We start from the raw sequence: 15,909 nt of genomic DNA on the forward strand, positions 1-15,909 counted from the left end.
ATCTCCCTCAGGCCTTCGCGGCCTGTTTTATGGCCGCTCTTATGCGTGTGTAGGTGCCGCACCGGCAGATGTTGCCGGACATCGCGGCATCGATATCGCTGTCGCTCGGATTGGGATTGCGGTCCAGCAGCGCCGAGGCCGACATGATCTGGCCGGACTGGCAATAGCCGCACTGGATGACCTCCAGGTCGAGCCATGCATCCTGCACCTTCTTGCCGCTTGGTGTCGCGCCGATCGCTTCGACCGTGGTGACGTGGCGCTGGCCGACCGCGGCGACCGGCAACACGCAGGAGCGCACCGGTTGCCCGTCAAGCTGCACCGTGCAGGCGCCGCATTGGGCGATGCCGCAACCGAACTTCGTGCCGGTCAGGCCGATGACGTCGCGCAACACCCACAATAACGGCATGTCGTCCGGCACGTCGACGCGGCGATCCTCGCCGTTTACATTGAGCGCAATCATGGGTCACTCCTCGGTTATCCGCATCCCCGTGGATAAGGCAGTAGGCACAAATTTGCCTTTTGTGTCTAATCAAATGCTTTGTGTTTTCCGAAGCATAACGCGTGTGCGACCACGGTAGCTGGAGCATCGCCGGACTGCCAGCTAGCCGGCGGGCTAGGTGTCATTCGATCAGCAGCAAGCCGCGCTTCTTGTCGCCGTCGCTGTCGATTGTGTCCATGGCGGAGAACAGGCGTTCACGCTCGATCAGCCAAGGCTTGTAGCGCTCGTTGACGTCGAGAACGAAAACCAAGTCCTCGGCCTCCAGATAGCCGCCGATCGGGGAAAAATGGCCGCTGCCGGCGCCGAAAATCTTCTCGCGGGTAAAGTTGATTATGTAGCGGCGGCCGGGGTCGTTGGCGTGCTTCATGTGCTCGCGGAACTCGTCGGCGCTCAAATTGCGAAGCACGGAGACTTTGCGCCCGGTTTTCGCCTGAGCGACGTCGGCAAGCTCGTCCAGCGTCAGACCGACGATGCAAAAGCCAGTCCAGCACTTTCCGGTTCCCGCGAGCACTTCGGCTTCGGTCGTCTCCTCTTCGCCGATGGAGCGGAATGTGTTTGCAACACTTGCCGGACCGCAGCGCGACCCGTTCGATTGCCAGTCAAGGTTGGCATTGAAGGTAGCGGCCACGGGCAACTTCCAGGCGCTGTCGATCAATGCCGGGGTACGAACAACCGACGACTGGATGGCGTCGGGCGAGACTGGGGACGGACCGACAATCAAAAATGCGGCACCGCAGAGCAGGCCAACGCCGGCAATCACAGCCAAAATGAAACTGCGCTTCATTGCTGAACCTCGAAGCAGACGATTGTTCGTCGGTCGATGTTGCGATGTCGGCTCCGAGACTACCATATACCGGCATTGCGTGGCAGGGCGCGCCGCAAGGGCGGCTGCGCCTTGCATCTTGCCCGGCCCCGAAAGGATTTTGCGATGGCTGAGTTGAAGATCAGGACCCGCGTCACCGGCGCCACGGCGACACTGGAGCCCGGCGGCTTGCCTTCCATTACCACGCCGACCGGCGGCACGCTCGATGTCGTCACCGGCGTCAGTGCGCCGGGCTTCAATCCGCTCGACCTGCTCTATGCCTCGCTCGCCGCCTGCATGGTGCTGAGCGCCCGCATCGCCGCCAGCCGCCTCGGCGTTGCCGCCGCGCTTGGCGAGGTGCGCGCCGAGGTGAGCGGCGAGAAGGCGAAGGACGACCCGTCGCGTGTTGAAAAGATCAGCATCAGGCTCGACATTGCGGGCGATCTCGACGCGGCGACCAAGCAGCGGATCGTCGACGATGCCGAGGCGATCTGCACGGTGTCCAACACGCTGCGCACCGCGCCGGAACTGCACGCGACGCTTGGGTGAGGAATCTAGCAGAACACCGCCAACCAAGGACCATCCGATGGCCATGATTCCGCCGATCGATTACGCCACGGCATCGCCCGAAATCCGCGCCGAGCACGACCGGGAGCTTGGCCTGCGCGGTCGCATGACCAACATGAAGCGCATCTTGCTGCATTCGCCGGCGGCGCACCGCATCTATGCCGAATGGTTCACGCTGCGCGATCTGCTAAGGCCGACGCTCGACGACCGCGCCATCTGGCTGTTATCGCTGGCGATCACTGAGATGTGTCGCGCCGAGATTCCCGTCACCTTCTTCCGCCGCGCGCTGATCGACGGCGGCTTGGAGCCCGAGGCTGTCACGCCCAGCACCGATGAAGCGCTGCTGATCGCCTTCGGCAAGGCGGTCGCGGCCGGTGGCAACGCGGTTCCCGACGATATCTGGGCGGCACTCAAGACCCGCTACGACGACGCGCTGCTGGTCAACCTCGTCGCCTTCGCCGGCATCATGGTGGCGACCTGCGTGTTTACGAACGCGGTGCGGGTCGATCTGGACCCTGAGTTGGAAGCGTATCGGAGGCAGTGACGTACGGTCTTCCCTTCTCCCCTTGTGGGGTGAGAAGCGGTTCGCGTTAGCGAACGAAAAGCCAATTGCTTGGCTTTTCGAGCTTCGAACGCCCTGAGCCTGCGAAGGGCCGGGTGGTGGCCGATCCACCCTGCCGGGTCCCCGCTGCTTCGCAGCGTCCCGGCGTTCGCCGGCCTTTCATCGTGCCACTGGCACGATGAATTCGCTTCGCGAACCGCCTGCTCACCCCACAAGGGGCGAAGGGAAGAGCGCGCACCTCCGCAGGAATCGGGTGGTTCGCACCTCTCATCCGCCCCACTTTGATCGTATCAAAGGAGGCGACCATGACCGTCCATTCCCTAACCACCCAACGCGCAACGCGTTCGGCCGAAGCGCGCGTTGCCGCGCAGGACTGGCGCGCGCTCGTCGCCGAACTGAACAGCTATGGCAGCGCCGTCATGCCGGCCTTGCTCTCCCCTCAGGAGTGCGCCGAAATCGCCGCGCTCTATCCGCAAGAGGACCATTTCCGCAGCCATGTGGTGATGGCGCGTCACGGCTTCGGCAAGGGCGAGTACCGCTATTTCCGCTATCCCTTGCCCGACCTGATCGGCGGCCTGCGCACCGCGCTTTACCCTAGGCTGGCGGGCGTTGCGAACGACTGGAATGCGCGCATGGACGTTGCCCAGCGGTATCCCGCCGACCACGCCGCCTTCCTCCAGCTTTGCCACGAAAACGGCCAGACACGGCCGACGCCGCTTCTCCTCCAGTACGGCCCCGGCGACTTCAACTGCCTGCACCAGGATCTTTATGGCGATCTCGCCTTTCCGCTGCAGGTGGCGGTCCTGCTTTCCCAGCCGGGCGAGGATTTCACTGGCGGCGAATTCGTGCTGACCGAACAGCGCCCGCGCATGCAGAGCCGCGCCGAGGTAGTGCCGCTGACCCAGGGCGATGCGGTGATTTTTGCTGTCCACAACCGGCCGGTGCAGGGCACGAAAGGGCACTACCGCGTCAATCTCAGGCACGGTGTCAGCCGCCTGCGCTCGGGACGGCGGCATACGGTGGGGATCATCTTCCACGACGCGAAGTAACGTCGTCCGCTTCGGCGCGGTTCCTTCGTTCCGCTCCGAGACCGGCGAAGGCTCACACTTCGTCGACGTCGAACAGCAGCATCGTCAAGTCGTCGTCTCCTGGCGCGAGTATCCGCCGGTCAGCGGCGCAGGCAATGCCGATTTCGGTGGCAAATGCGCTCTGCATATCGGCGAGGCTGTCGAAATAGAGCGTCCCCACCAGATACGGCATCTCGCCCGCCGAGCGCTTGATGATGGGCCGCCTGCTGATGTCGTAGCGCCGCAGGCCGGGAAGCTTCTTGGCCAGCGGCACATGAACCTCGAAATAGTGCCGGTCGAATGCCTCCGGATCGGCCGGGGTTTTGTAGATCACGAGCATCTTGGCCATTGTCATATTCCTGCCCTGTTGGTGTCGCTGTTCGGGGGCCATGCAGGCCGCCGTGCCAATGTCGTTCCGCGAGGGCGGTTTTCGACAATCGCTGGATTTTTGTTTTCGGGCGCGATGACGGGGTCTTCGCCACCATCTGCGGCGCTTCTGCCTCTTCCCTCCTTGCGATCATTCGCGTATGGCCCCGGGCAAATCCCTGAACTTTGCACCAACTCTCCCGGACCGCCCCATGATCCGTCTTGAAAGCATCGGCAAGCAGAACGGCCGCCAGATCGTCTTCATCGAGGCCTCGGCAGCCTTGCAGAAAGGCGAGAAGGTCGGCCTCGTCGGGCCGAACGGCGCCGGCAAGACGACGCTGTTTCGCATGATCACCGGCCAGGAGCAGCCGGACGAGGGCCAGGTGCAGGTCGATCGCGGCGTCACCATCGGCTATTTCAGCCAGGATGTCGGCGACATGGTGGGCCATAGCGCCGTCGCCGAAGTGATGAACGGCGCCGGGCCGGTCAGCGACGTGGCGGCCGAAATGGCCGAACTCGAGGCGGCCATGGCCGATCCCGACCAGGCCGACCGGATGGACGAGATCATCGAGAAGTACGGCGAGGCGCAGCACCGTTTCGAGGAGCTCGACGGCTACGCGCTGGACGGCCGTGCCCGCGAAGTGCTCGACGGCCTCGGTTTTTCGCAGGAGATGATGGACGGGGATGTCGGAAAACTGTCCGGCGGCTGGAAGATGCGCGTGGCGCTCGCCCGCATCCTGTTGATGCGGCCCGACGTCATGCTGCTCGACGAGCCGTCGAACCATCTCGATCTCGAAAGCCTGATCTGGCTGGAGCAGTTTTTGAAGGGTTATGACGGTGCGCTGCTGATGACCTCGCACGACCGCGAGTTCATGAACCGCATCGTCAACAAGGTGGTCGAGATCGATGCCGGTTCGCTCACCGCCTATTCCGGCAATTACGAATTCTACCAGCAGCAGCGGGCGATCGCCGACAAGCAGCAGCAGGCGCAGTTCGAGCGCCAGCAGGCGATGCTGGCCAAGGAGATCGCCTTCATCGAGCGTTTCAAGGCGCGTGCTTCGCATGCCGCGCAGGTGCAGAGTCGGGTGAAGAAGCTCGACAAGATCGATCGCGTCGAGCCGCCCAAGCGCCGCCAGATCGTGAACTTCGACTTCCAGCCGGCGCCGCGCTGCGGCGAGGATGTCGTGACGCTGAAGAACGTCCACAAGGGGTATGGCAGCCGCTCGATCTATGAGGGGCTCGACTTTCAGGTCCGCCGCCGTGAGCGCTGGTGCATCATGGGCGTCAACGGCGCCGGCAAGTCGACACTGCTCAAGCTGGTCGCCGGCGCTTCCGACCCCGACACTGGCACGGTCGCTCGCGGGCCGAGCGTGAAAATGGGCTATTTCGCCCAACACGCCATGGAGGTGCTGGAAGGCGAGCGCACCGTGTTCCAGACGCTGGAAGACGCGTTTCCGCAGGCCGGCCAGGCGCCGCTTCGGGCACTCGCCGGCTGCTTCGGCTTTTCCGGCGACGAGATCGAGAAGAAATGCCGCGTGCTGTCGGGCGGCGAGAAGGCGCGGCTGGTGATGGCGCTGATGCTGTTCGATCCGCCCAATCTTCTGGTGCTGGATGAGCCGACCAACCACCTCGACATCGCCACCAAGGAGATGCTGATCACGGCACTGTCGCAGTACGAAGGCACCATGCTGTTCGTCTCGCACGACCGCCATTTCCTGGCCGCACTCTCCAACCGCGTGCTGGAACTGACGCCGGAAGGCATCCACACCTATGGCGGCGGTTATACCGAATATGTCGAGCGGACAGGGCAGGAAGCGCCGGGGTTGTGGGGGTAACCCGCCCGGCAGACGGACGCCTCGGCTCTCGTCCAAAGCGAAGACCGCACCGCCTAGGGCTTCTCCTCATACGCAGCAAGTGCTTTGGCGACGCCGGCAACGAGATGTTCAACATCACTTGCATGTTCATACGCAGTCCCGGTTTGCGCAAACTGCATCGGCGAAAAGTCAGGCGCCATCCGCTTGACCTCTGCCATGATGCGCTGAGCTTCCTTCAGTTCGCCGAGTTGCGCGTGGCACCCCGCCAGCCTTGTCAGTCGCCAGGGGGGACTTCGAGGGGACCTTGGACATGCTGACAAGCGCGGCCTTGTAGTCTCCAGCCGAGTACAGCGCGATGGCGCGATCATAGTGGTACCAATCAGGATGGATCGGGTTGATCCGTATCGCACTGTCAATCGCCGCGAGTGCTTCAAGAGGCCTGCCTCTCATCGACAGCAAGAACCCCATTTGCGCAATCGTATCGGCGTCATAGGGATTGAGGTCGAGCGCGCGCTGAAGGTGATGTTCGGCCGCGTCGAACTGGCGGGCAGAGATCAAGGCTTGGGCGAGCACGCGATGGCAGCGCGGCTCTTCCGGTGCCAGGGTCACCGCGCACTCCGCGCGCTCGATCAGTGAACCAAGCAATTCCGGGGACGCCTCGGCATAGCCACCGATAATGAGATCGGCGAGCGCGATGTAGGAATGCGCCAGGGCATAGGTCGGGTCCTTTTCGACCGCAGCCTGGAAAAGATCGCGCGCAGCCTTGTTGTCATCATCACCATAACCGCGCAGCCGGGCCAGTCCACGCAGGAGAAGCTCGTATGCGGCCAGGCTGTCGGGAGGCTTCGGGGTTGCTTGCTTGATACCGGCGTCGTCGAGCCGAGCGACCAGCCGGTTCACCACACGGCAGGCGATTTCTTCCTGCATGTCGAAGATCTGGCCGCCGGACGCAGAAAAAGTATCGCTCCAGAGAACTCCACCCGTCGAAGCGGTCATGAGACTGACGGCAACCCGCATGCCGTCGGCACGAGTCGTCGCCCTGCCGCGGACCAGATAGGTTGCGCCAAGGCTGTCGCCAACGGCACGCCAATCGGAAGCGGAATCCGAGGCAAAGGCAAATCCGGAATTGCGTGCCAGCACGTCGACCCTTCCGAAGCGAGCCAACGCATTGACAATGTCCTCGGCGAAACCGTCGATCAAAGGGGTGTCTTCCGGCGCGCCTTCGTTGCTGAAACGCAGTACCGCAACGCTCGGGTGTCCGGAGCGCTCTTGCTTTGGCGCCTCGAGAAGAGACAGCACGTAGCCGCGTTTGGCGATCGTACGGATGATGGTTTGGCTTTCGTCCTGCAGCGCCTTTCGCAACTCCCTGACCGCTTGCGTCAGCGAGTCCTCGGTCACGAAGACATCAGGCCACACCGCTGTCATCAGTTCCGACTTGGTCGCGACGCGTCCAACATTCCTGCTGAGATAGGTCAACAGATCAAACGCCTTGGAGCGGAGAGCAACAGGTTTCCCGTCGCGGAGAAGCTGCCCGCGCGCAAGATCAAGCTCGCAACTGCCAAGTGCCAGTACGTGCCCTGCGTTTTCTTGCGACATCGAATGCCGATCTGACCAACTTGAGCAAACGCTGCCCTATTGGGGTCTTGATCGGCTTGGACGTCAAGGGATCAGGAGAATTTGATCCGCTTTCACTTTGGCTGGAAGCCATCCGCCTCTCCATGGCGATGATCTCGAGCATTTCGAACATTGTTCCAGGCATGGGCGCGCACGGGGATGCAGCCATGACGGTGGATGCATATTCCAGCAGTTCCTGCCGGGCGGCTTGGCGCGTGCTCTCATTCACTGACATGTTCGACCTCCTCCAGTTCGTTCAGGCGAACAATGAAGCCAAGGAACGGGCGCGTACCGGAAGATTTCTGAAATTCTGCTGAATCTTTCCGTCGATCCATATGTCGAGCGCACGGGGCAGAAGCGCCTGGACTGCGCAGCTAGAGCCATTTCAGGAAACGGTTCTTCCGTCCGCAATTGCGTCAAGCAGGGTTTGTCAGCTCGCCGCCAGCCATTTGCGCGACTGGGCGAACGCCTTGAAGGCTTTTGCGTCCATCGGGTAGCCGAACAGGAAGCCTTGCAGGATATCGCAGCCAAGCTCTTTCAGGATCTGGGCGTGCTCCATCGTCTCGACACCCTCGGCGACCACTTCGATACCGAGCGACTTTCCGATGTCGATGATGGACGACACCAGCTGCCGCTGCGCGGTTGAGCTGGTGATGGGTGTGACCAGCTGGCGATCGATCTTGAGGCGACGCGGCCGCAACTTCAGGAGCGAGACGATCGAGGCATGTCCGGTGCCGAAATCGTCGATCTCGATGTCGATGCCGAGCCCCTTTATGTGCTCGATGTTCCAGGTGACCAGTTCGTCGTTCTCGTCGAGGAAAATCGACTCCACCAGCTCGAACGACACGGTCCCCTTCTTGATGGCAAGCTTGCGCAACCCTTTGATCAGTCCCTTGTCCTCCAGCCGCCTGGCGGAGACGTTGACCGACACGCGCGGGATGTTGAGGTGGCTGCGCGACCAGCGCTCGAAATTATCAAGCGCCTGCGTCAGGACTGTGCGATCGATAAGCGCCACGACATTGAGTTCTTCAGCCACCTTGATGTAGGCGTCGGGGGTCAGCACGCCGCGTTGCGGATGATCCCAGCGCGACAGCGCCTCGACGCCGACGATTTCCAGCGTCCTGGCGTCGAACTGCGGCTGATAGTAGACAACGAATTCGTTGCGCTCGAGTCCGCCCAGAATCTCGTCGCCGGTCTGCTTGGTCCGCACGATCTCGCTCTGCAGCTCTTCGTTGAAAAACTCGTAGCGGTTGCGGCCACGGCCTTTCGCCCGGTACAGCGCCAGATCGGTATTGACCAGCAGCTGCTTGGCATCGACGCCGCTGTTGGCTGCAATCCCGATGCTGACACCGAACCGGCACTGGTGACCCAGATAGTCGACCGGCTGGCGCATGGCGTCGATGATGTGGTCGGCAAGCGCAGCGAGCTCCTTGTCATCGCGTCCATGGCTCAGCACGACAAATTCGTCGCCGCCGATGCGCGCAACGAAATCGGCACCGCCGACACTGGCTTTGATGACTTTCGAAGCATGCACCAGCAATGCATCGCCGGCTGCGTGGCCGAGCGTGTCGTTGATCTGCTTGAAGCGGTCAAGGTCGAGATGCAGCAAGGCAGCCCGGCCCTCGGCTTCGGGGTTTTCGGCAAGCATCTCGTCCAGATACCGACGGTTGGGCAGGCCGGTAAGTGAATCGTGCAGCGCGACATGCTCGATGCGGGCCTTGGCCGTGTTCAGTTCGGCATTTTTCGATTCTGAAAGGCGACGTTCCCGCACGAGATTCTCGTTGAGCAGCACGTCCCAGGTCACGTCCCATTCCGCGCCGATCATTTTCGATCCGCCGTTGATGTCCTGGAAGAAACTGGCGCGTGTGCGGACGTGGCGAATGGTGCCGTCCGGTCGCAGTATCCGATACTGCGAAGAGTAGGGGCCTTGTGTCGCGGCAGCCGAATCGAAGTCCGCTTTCGCCCGCTCGAAATCTTCAGGGTGGATCGCCAGCGCCCAGTCGTCATAGCCGCGGGTCTTGCCGTCGGCGGGCTTGCCATAGATTTCGTTGATGCGGTCGTCCCATACGAGCTCGTTGCTGACGAGGTCGTGCTCCCACACGCCTATCCCTGAGGCTTCCAATGCCAGCTCCAGCCGCCTCGACAGGCGCCTCAACTCGGCGTCATTTTTCTGTCGCTCACCGAAAAGACGTCCTGCCGCGAGGATCGGCAGCACCACCAGCGCGCCGGCGAGCGCCATGAGCCCCCGCAACAGCCACTCATTTTTCGGACCGGTCGGCCAGCCGCCTTTCGGTATCGCGGAAATCTGCCAGGAGCCTGAAGGCAGCTGCACCTCGGCCGTCACCGGATTGCCGGCCACGACATTGTCGCCGCCGAAGAACAGTTCGCCACCCCCGCCCAGAGCATCCTTGCCGATGAGCGCCACATCGATATCCAGGTCAGGCTCGGTCAGGCCGCTCGCGCTGTAGAGCCGGTCGATATCGATCACGGCCGAGACAATCCCCCAAAACCGGTCGCCGCCACCCGCCGTCGGCACGAAGACCGGGATACGGCCGATGAAGCCACGCCCGCCTTGCGCCAGTTTGACCGGCCCGGCGAGCACCAGTGCGCGCTGGTCGCGAGCCCGAAGCGCAGCCATGCGTTGCGTATCGCTCTTGCGGTAGTCCAGCCCGATGGCTTTTTCATTGCCTTCCAGCGGATATATCAGCGCGATGACGAGGTCGGGCGCGCCGGCAACGTCGCGCAACTGCGATTTTTGCTCGAACAGATTGCGGGCGAGTGCCGCAAACCTCTGCTGGCCCATATAGGGCTCGGTAACGATCGTCGAAACGAGACCCTGAACCAGCTGGAGATTGCCGGTAATGTTGCCTTCAAGCTTGGCGCGTATGATGTTGACCTTGGCCAGGACGCCAGCGCGCGCCAGCTGATCGGAGACTTCGCTGTTCCTCTGGTCGGCAACCAGGGCACAGACGAGAAGCACAACAAAGGCAATCGCCGCCGGCAAGTTGGCGGAAGAAAAAATGGCCCGTTTCAACCGGCCGGGATTGAATTTCGCTCCTGCCAATTCGATCCGAATACCTTTCCAGGACAGTAGTCCGTCGGTCGACCGTAGTAGCTAAAGCTTAAATTTGGACTTCAAGGCGACCCTGAGAATAAACGTTGAGGTCTCGGTTGTCAGCATAGGTGCGAAAGCTGACTGGTCCCAGACAAAAACAAAGGTCGGTTCCCTGAACGATGAATTGAGCCAGCGGCATCGGGCGGCCGCTCGCATCCTTCGCATCCGAATCGAAAAAGCCGACTGACCTTGCCGCGCAGGGCCTGTCCCGAAGCCTTACTTTCCCGCCATCTGATCGGCCAGCGCCTGCGCCTGGGCAAGCAGCGCCGGAAAGGCCGGATCTGCCGGCAAATGTTGGCCCATGCAGGCGCGGTAGTCGCTGTCGCCCTTGTCCCAGGCGGCATTGGAGGATTCGAATGCTTTTTCGTCCTTGAGGTCCGAAGCCTGGTAGGCCTCCTGGAATTTCTGCGCAGCAGCGTCCGCAGCAGCCCAGACGGCGTCGCAGGCGGCGATCTTCGGAACGGCAGGGGCCGCCGGCGCCGCCATGATTCTAACGCTGTCGCCTTTGACGAGCGTAACAATGACTTCCTGCTCGTAGATCGGCCCGACATCCTGCGTCCAGCCGCCGAGCCGGGCGAAGGCGATGTCGGCGCCTTGCGGGGTCTTCAGCGGGAAGTCGAGCGTTCCCTCAAAGGCGGCGTCGCTGTTGATCGCCTGGGTATAGAAAGCATCCACCTTCAGCGCGGCATCGATGCCGGCGGGCAGTTTGAAACTCTCGTCGGCCTCGGCGGCTTTGGCCTTGAGCCAGCGCTCCAGCAGCCCTCGCGTCGTTGCCACCAGGCTGGGGCCGTCGTCGCCTTTGGTGTAGCGCAGTCCATCGAGCATGCCGGAGCCGATGTCGGAGTCGCTGAGGCTTTCGATATTGATCGTACCGCTTGCCGGAAAGTCCTTGACCGCCAGCGGGCCGATGATGCCGGCAAGCCGCTGTTGCAGGTCGGCCAGCGCCTTCTCGTTCTCGGTGTCGATCGTTTCGATGGCCGCGTTGGCGCTGTTCAGCGCTGCGATCGCCGCAATCGCCTTGTCGCGCGCGGCGATATAGTCATCCTCCGGCGAGGCCGCGAAAGCCACGCTGCTCGCCAGCGCGAACAGAAACGTCCAGACCGTGCGCATGATTTAAACCCCGCTCTACGTTCGATTCCAAGGATACATGACAACATTGGGCCGAAAAAAGACGGCGTCGGAGCTGCAGATCTCCGCCCTTGAGGGGGAGATGGCCGGCAGGCCAGAGGCGGCCGCCGCGCGTGAAGCGCTCGCTCCTTTTGCAGCGCGAGACGACGTTAGCGTTTCACGCGCAACGACCTCCTCTGGCGCCTTCGGCGACATCTCCCGCTCAAGGGGGGAGATTGGCGCCTAATCACCCTTTGCGCTTCTCCACCTCCGCCTTCCTCAGCAAGAACCGCTGGATCTTGCCGCTCGGCGTTTTCGGCAGCTCGGTGACGAATTCGACCTCGCGCGGGTATGAGTGCGCGGAGAGCCGTTTCTTCACATGCTGGGCAAGCTCTTCGGCGAGTTCCGGGTTGCCCGGGTAAGCCGGCGCCAGCACCACGAAAGCCTTGACGATCTCGGTGCGTTGCGGATCGGGTACGCCGACGACGGCCGCTTCGTTGACCGCCGGATGCTCGATCAGCGCGCTTTCGACGTCGAACGGGCCGATGCGGTAGCCGGCCGACGTGATGACGTCGTCGGCGCGGCCGATGAAGGAGACCGAGCCGTCCGGCTCGTACTCCACCGTGTCGCCGGTCCGGTAATAGCCGCCTGATATCGCCGGCGTCTCGGCCTGGTGATAACCGTCGAACCAGCGCAGCGGCGAGTTCGCGATGTCGACCGCGAGGATGCCGGGCTGGTTGGGGCCGAGCTCGTTGCCGGCATCGTCCAGCACCACCATACGGTAGCCCGGCATGGCAAAGCCGGCCGAGCCCGCGCGGACAATATGCGCCAGGCCGTGATGGTTGTTGACCATCATGCCGTTCTCGGTCTGGCCGTAATGGTCGTGGATGGGGGCGGCGAGATTTGCGTCGAACCAGCGGATTACTTCCGGGTTGAGCGGCTCGCCGGCGCTGCTCACCACGCGCAGCCTGCCTTTGACACGGGCGGCCGCGTCAGGCCCTTCCGCCATCAGCAGGCGATAGGCGGTGGGCGAGCCGGCGAGGCTGGTGACGCCGAGCCGCTCGATGATGTCGTAGGTGCTTTTGGCGTTGAAGGCGCCTTCATAGAAGGTGGTGGCGATGCCGAGCTGCAAGGGACCGGTGATGGCGTAATAGAGGCCGTAGGCCCAGCCGGGATCGGCGATGTTCCAGAAGACATCGTCGGGCAGCAGCCCGATCGCGTCGCGCATATAGGCGCCGAAGGCGAGCAGGGCCTTGAGCGGCACCGGGACGCCCTTGGGCAGGCCGGTCGTTCCGGAGGTCGACATCATCATGAACAGGTCGCCGCCCTTGCGCATCACCGGCTGGCAGTCGGGCGAGGCGGCGGCAATCGCGGCGCGAAAATCCATGTCGCCTTGCGGCAGCGCCTCGCCGGGACCAAGAACGGTCGCGATTTGCGCTGGTGTCTCGACCTCGTCGAGCTTGCCGCGATTGGCCGGGTTGGTCACCACGATCCTGGCACCGCTATAGCCGAGACGATGCTCGATGGCCTTCGGGCCGAAGGCGGTGAACAGCGGCTGGTAGACCGCGCCGATCCGCCAGGTGCCGAGGATCAGCGCCACCAGTTCGGGAATGCGCGGCAGCATGCCGGCCACGACATCGCCGGCACCGACGCCGGCAGCCTTGAGCACATTGGCGGCGCGACCCGACATGTCGGCGAGATCGTCGAAGCTGAATTCGCGCAATTCGCCGCTGGCCGAGATCGCGCGCAGCGCCAGCCGGTTTTCACCGGTATAGCGGCCGCAGCATTCGACATAGGCATTGATGCCGGTTGCAGGGTTGCCATGCAACCGGGCGATCTCGTCTTCGATGCGAAAGCGCTGAATGGCATCCTCATAGCGCGGCATCTTGCTCATGGCAGTCCTCCCTGATGCGTCCATCTCCCCGTGGAACGCCTTGTCCGTCAGATTGCCTGAAATCGCTGCGCTGGTCGATTGTGGCGAAGGTCGGGGGACGCCAAAGGGGGTGGGCGGGAACTCTACGGATGACAATCGGCATCTGCAGACGGTTGACCAACTCTCCCATCCGGCCGATAGCTCGCCCACATTGTGCCCCGAGACCTCCAATGACCACAATCTCGAACCCTAAAACCGCAGCGGCCGATGCCGACACCGCCTGGCAGGACGACATCCGTGCCGGCGTCCGCCATGTCCGCGATCTCGCCTCGCTGCCGCTGTCGCCTGCCGAGCGCGCGGCGGCGCAGGAGGCGGCTACGCGTCACAAGGTGCGTGCCCCAAAAACCTATCTCGACCTGATCGACTGGAACGATCCCGCCGATCCGATCCGCGCGCAAATCATTCCGTCGCCGGATGAGCTGGTGGACACGGAGGGCGAGCTCGGCGATCCGATCGCCGACCATGCCTTCAGCCCCGTGCCGCGGCTGACGCACCGCCACGCCGATAGGGTGCTTCTGTTCCCGACCTATCAATGCGCGGTCTATTGCCGCTTTTGCTTCCGCAAGGAATCCCTGACCTCGATCGGTCGCGGCTACACGCGCGAGGCACTCGAAGAGGCTTTCGCCTATATCGAAGCCCATCCCGAAATCCGCGAGGTGATCCTGACCGGCGGCGATCCGCTGTCGCTGCCGGACAAGGCGCTGGCCGAAATCCGCGCCCGCATCGAGACGATCGCGCATGTGCGGCTGCTGCGCATCCATACCCGCATACCTGTCGTGCTTCCCTCCCGGATCACGCCGGGGCTGGTAGGCGCCTTGCAGGGCCGGCTGATGGTCACAATCGTCACCCATTTCAACCACGCGCGCGAAATCACGTCGGACACTGAATTGGCTTGCCGCACCTTGCGCCAGGCAGGCTTCGTGCTGCTCAACCAGAGCGTCCTGCTCAAGGGCGTCAACGACACGGTCGAGGTGCTTGAGGAACTCTGTCGCGAGCTGATGTATCGCCTGGGGGTGAAGCCCTATTACCTGCACCACGGCGACCTCGCGCGCGGCATGGCGCATCGGCGCACCACCATTGCCGAGGGACAGGCGCTGGCCGGCGCGCTGCGCGCCCGCCTGTCGGGCATCTGCAATCCCATCTATGTGCTGGACCTGCCGGAAGGCGGCGGCAAGGTGCCGCTCGGGCCGTGTTCTATCGAGGCGCAGGACGGGCAGGACTGGCGCATTCGCGGCCAGGATGGCGAGGTGAGGGTGTATCGGGACGTGGTGGGGGAATAGGATCGCGCAGGACTTGTGTGTTCGAGTGACAGGCTGCCATAGATCGATGAACTTCTGATAGGCGTGCTTCCTTCACATTCGGGGCGAACCTTGCGACAAAAGACAGCGCTGCTGACGGGTGTAACGGGGCAGGACGGAGCCTACCTCGCAAGGCTTCTGCTGCAAAAGGGCTACCGTGTTGTCGGCACGATCCGCAGCACATCCGCGATAAGCACCTGGCGCCTGCAGGAATTGCACATCGTCGACGACATCGAACTTATGCCGATGGAACTGACCGAAGACTCCAACATTCGCGCCGTGTTGGAAAGCGTTCGACCGGATGAGATCTATAACCTTGCAGGGCAAAGCTTCGTCGGCGACTCTGTCCGCCAGCCGATCTATACGTCCGAAGTCGTGGGGATCGGCCCCTTGCGGCTGCTCGAATGCGTTAGGACGATCGTGCCGGAAGCGCGGTTCTACCAGGCGTCCAGCTCGGAAATGTTCGGCAACGCTGAACATGTCCCGCAGTCCGAAAACACCCCGTTCCACCCGCGCAACCCCTATGGCACCGCCAAGCTTTTCGCGCATTGGGCGGTGGTCAATTACCGGGAGGCCTTCGGGCTGCATTGCTCAAGCGGCATCCTGTTCAACCACGAATCTCCGCTTCGCGGCGCCGAGTTCCTGACCCGCAAGGTCTCGGTCGGCCTGGCGCGATACGCGCTCGACTGGGAGGCGCCGCTGCGTGTCGGCAACCTCGACGCAAAGCGCGATTGGGGTCACGCCCGGGACTATGTCGGCGCCATGTGGAAAATGCTGCAATTGCCAAGCCCCGCGGATTTTGTCGTTGCCACGGGCACCGCCCATTCGGTGCGCGATTTCATCGGCTTCGCCGCCAATGCGTCCGGCATCTTCCTTGACTGGCTGGGGGAGGGAACCGGCGAACGCGCCATCGATCGCGCCACCGGCAAGACGGTCGTCTCCGTCGATCCGGCGTTTTACAGGCCAGCCGAAATCAACCTTCTGACCGGCGACGCCTCCCGAGCCCGTCGTGACCTGGATTGGCATCCCACGGTTCGGCTGGAGCAACTGGCGGAAGAAATGGTCGAAGCCGACAGGAGGCGGATGTCAGGCAGCGCTGTTGCCGGGCTCTAGCGCAACGGTGGAACCGACGACAGGGCGGCGCTCTCGCAAAGGGCGTGACATG

General features: G+C 63.0%; 14 protein-coding genes. 7 read left to right on the plus strand and 7 right to left on the minus strand.

The annotated features are described in order from the left end of the window. Window positions 1-7 precede the first annotated feature (7 nt). Window positions 8-460, minus strand: a complete 453-nt coding sequence (locus AC1DYC_RS00895; RefSeq protein ID WP_477403172.1) for a (2Fe-2S)-binding protein — start codon at window positions 458-460, stop codon at window positions 8-10. Between the two features lie 160 nt (window positions 461-620). After that, entirely contained in the window at window positions 621-1,283 is a 663-nt protein-coding gene (locus AC1DYC_RS00900) for a phytochelatin synthase family protein (RefSeq protein WP_477403173.1), read from the minus strand. Window positions 1,284-1,427: 144 nt separating this feature from the next. On the opposite strand from AC1DYC_RS00900, the gene AC1DYC_RS00905 reads away from it, so the two are divergent. From AC1DYC_RS00905 to AC1DYC_RS00915, 3 genes are all read left to right on the plus strand, one after another. Further along, a complete protein-coding gene (locus tag AC1DYC_RS00905) occupies window positions 1,428-1,850 on the plus strand; it encodes an OsmC family protein (RefSeq protein ID WP_477403175.1) in 423 nt (140 codons plus the stop codon). Window positions 1,851-1,887: 37 nt separating this feature from the next. Further along, window positions 1,888-2,412 carry a carboxymuconolactone decarboxylase family protein gene (locus tag AC1DYC_RS00910; RefSeq protein WP_477403177.1) on the plus strand — a complete coding sequence of 175 codons (525 nt, stop codon included), beginning with the start codon at window positions 1,888-1,890 and terminating at the stop codon, window positions 2,410-2,412. A 323-nt stretch (window positions 2,413-2,735) separates the two neighbouring features. Further along, window positions 2,736-3,479, plus strand: coding sequence for a 2OG-Fe(II) oxygenase (locus tag AC1DYC_RS00915; RefSeq protein WP_477403179.1), 744 nt, complete (start codon window positions 2,736-2,738; stop codon window positions 3,477-3,479). Between the two features lie 52 nt (window positions 3,480-3,531). Here the strand turns inward: AC1DYC_RS00915 and AC1DYC_RS00920 are convergent, their stop codons facing one another. Next, complete coding sequence (locus AC1DYC_RS00920) at window positions 3,532-3,846, minus strand: EthD family reductase (protein WP_202302901.1); 315 nt, start codon at window positions 3,844-3,846, stop codon at window positions 3,532-3,534. Window positions 3,847-4,075: 229 nt separating this feature from the next. On the opposite strand from AC1DYC_RS00920, the gene AC1DYC_RS00925 reads away from it, so the two are divergent. After that, a complete protein-coding gene (locus AC1DYC_RS00925; RefSeq protein ID WP_477403181.1) occupies window positions 4,076-5,698 on the plus strand; it encodes an ABC-F family ATP-binding cassette domain-containing protein in 1,623 nt (540 codons plus the stop codon). Window positions 5,699-5,866: 168 nt separating this feature from the next. On the opposite strand, the gene AC1DYC_RS00930 is transcribed toward AC1DYC_RS00925, so the two are convergent. Further along, window positions 5,867-7,273 carry a winged helix-turn-helix domain-containing tetratricopeptide repeat protein gene (locus AC1DYC_RS00930; protein ID WP_477403183.1) on the minus strand — a complete coding sequence of 469 codons (1,407 nt, stop codon included), beginning with the start codon at window positions 7,271-7,273 and terminating at the stop codon, window positions 5,867-5,869. A 56-nt stretch (window positions 7,274-7,329) separates the two neighbouring features. On the opposite strand from AC1DYC_RS00930, the gene AC1DYC_RS00935 reads away from it, so the two are divergent. Next, entirely contained in the window at window positions 7,330-7,608 is a 279-nt protein-coding gene (locus tag AC1DYC_RS00935) for a hypothetical protein (protein ID WP_477403185.1), read from the plus strand. 113 nt (window positions 7,609-7,721) lie between these two features. On the opposite strand, the gene AC1DYC_RS00940 is transcribed toward AC1DYC_RS00935, so the two are convergent. The 3 genes from AC1DYC_RS00940 to AC1DYC_RS00950 form a co-directional block, all read right to left on the minus strand. After that, entirely contained in the window at window positions 7,722-10,325 is a 2,604-nt protein-coding gene (locus AC1DYC_RS00940) for a bifunctional diguanylate cyclase/phosphodiesterase (RefSeq protein WP_477403187.1), read from the minus strand. A gap of 297 nt (window positions 10,326-10,622) precedes the next feature. After that, entirely contained in the window at window positions 10,623-11,516 is an 894-nt protein-coding gene (locus AC1DYC_RS00945) for a hypothetical protein (RefSeq protein WP_477403189.1), read from the minus strand. Window positions 11,517-11,760: 244 nt separating this feature from the next. Continuing rightward, window positions 11,761-13,407, minus strand: coding sequence for an acyl-CoA synthetase (locus AC1DYC_RS00950; protein WP_477403191.1), 1,647 nt, complete (start codon window positions 13,405-13,407; stop codon window positions 11,761-11,763). A gap of 209 nt (window positions 13,408-13,616) precedes the next feature. On the opposite strand from AC1DYC_RS00950, the gene AC1DYC_RS00955 reads away from it, so the two are divergent. Continuing rightward, window positions 13,617-14,726 (plus strand): KamA family radical SAM protein, encoded by a 1,110-nt coding sequence (locus AC1DYC_RS00955; RefSeq protein ID WP_477403193.1) that lies wholly within the window; start codon window positions 13,617-13,619, stop codon window positions 14,724-14,726. A gap of 90 nt (window positions 14,727-14,816) precedes the next feature. Further along, entirely contained in the window at window positions 14,817-15,857 is a 1,041-nt protein-coding gene (locus tag AC1DYC_RS00960) for a GDP-mannose 4,6-dehydratase (protein ID WP_477403195.1), read from the plus strand. The last annotated feature ends 52 nt before the right edge of the window (window positions 15,858-15,909 follow it).

The sequence above is a fragment of the Mesorhizobium sp. P2_E7 genome, assembly GCF_056403855.1.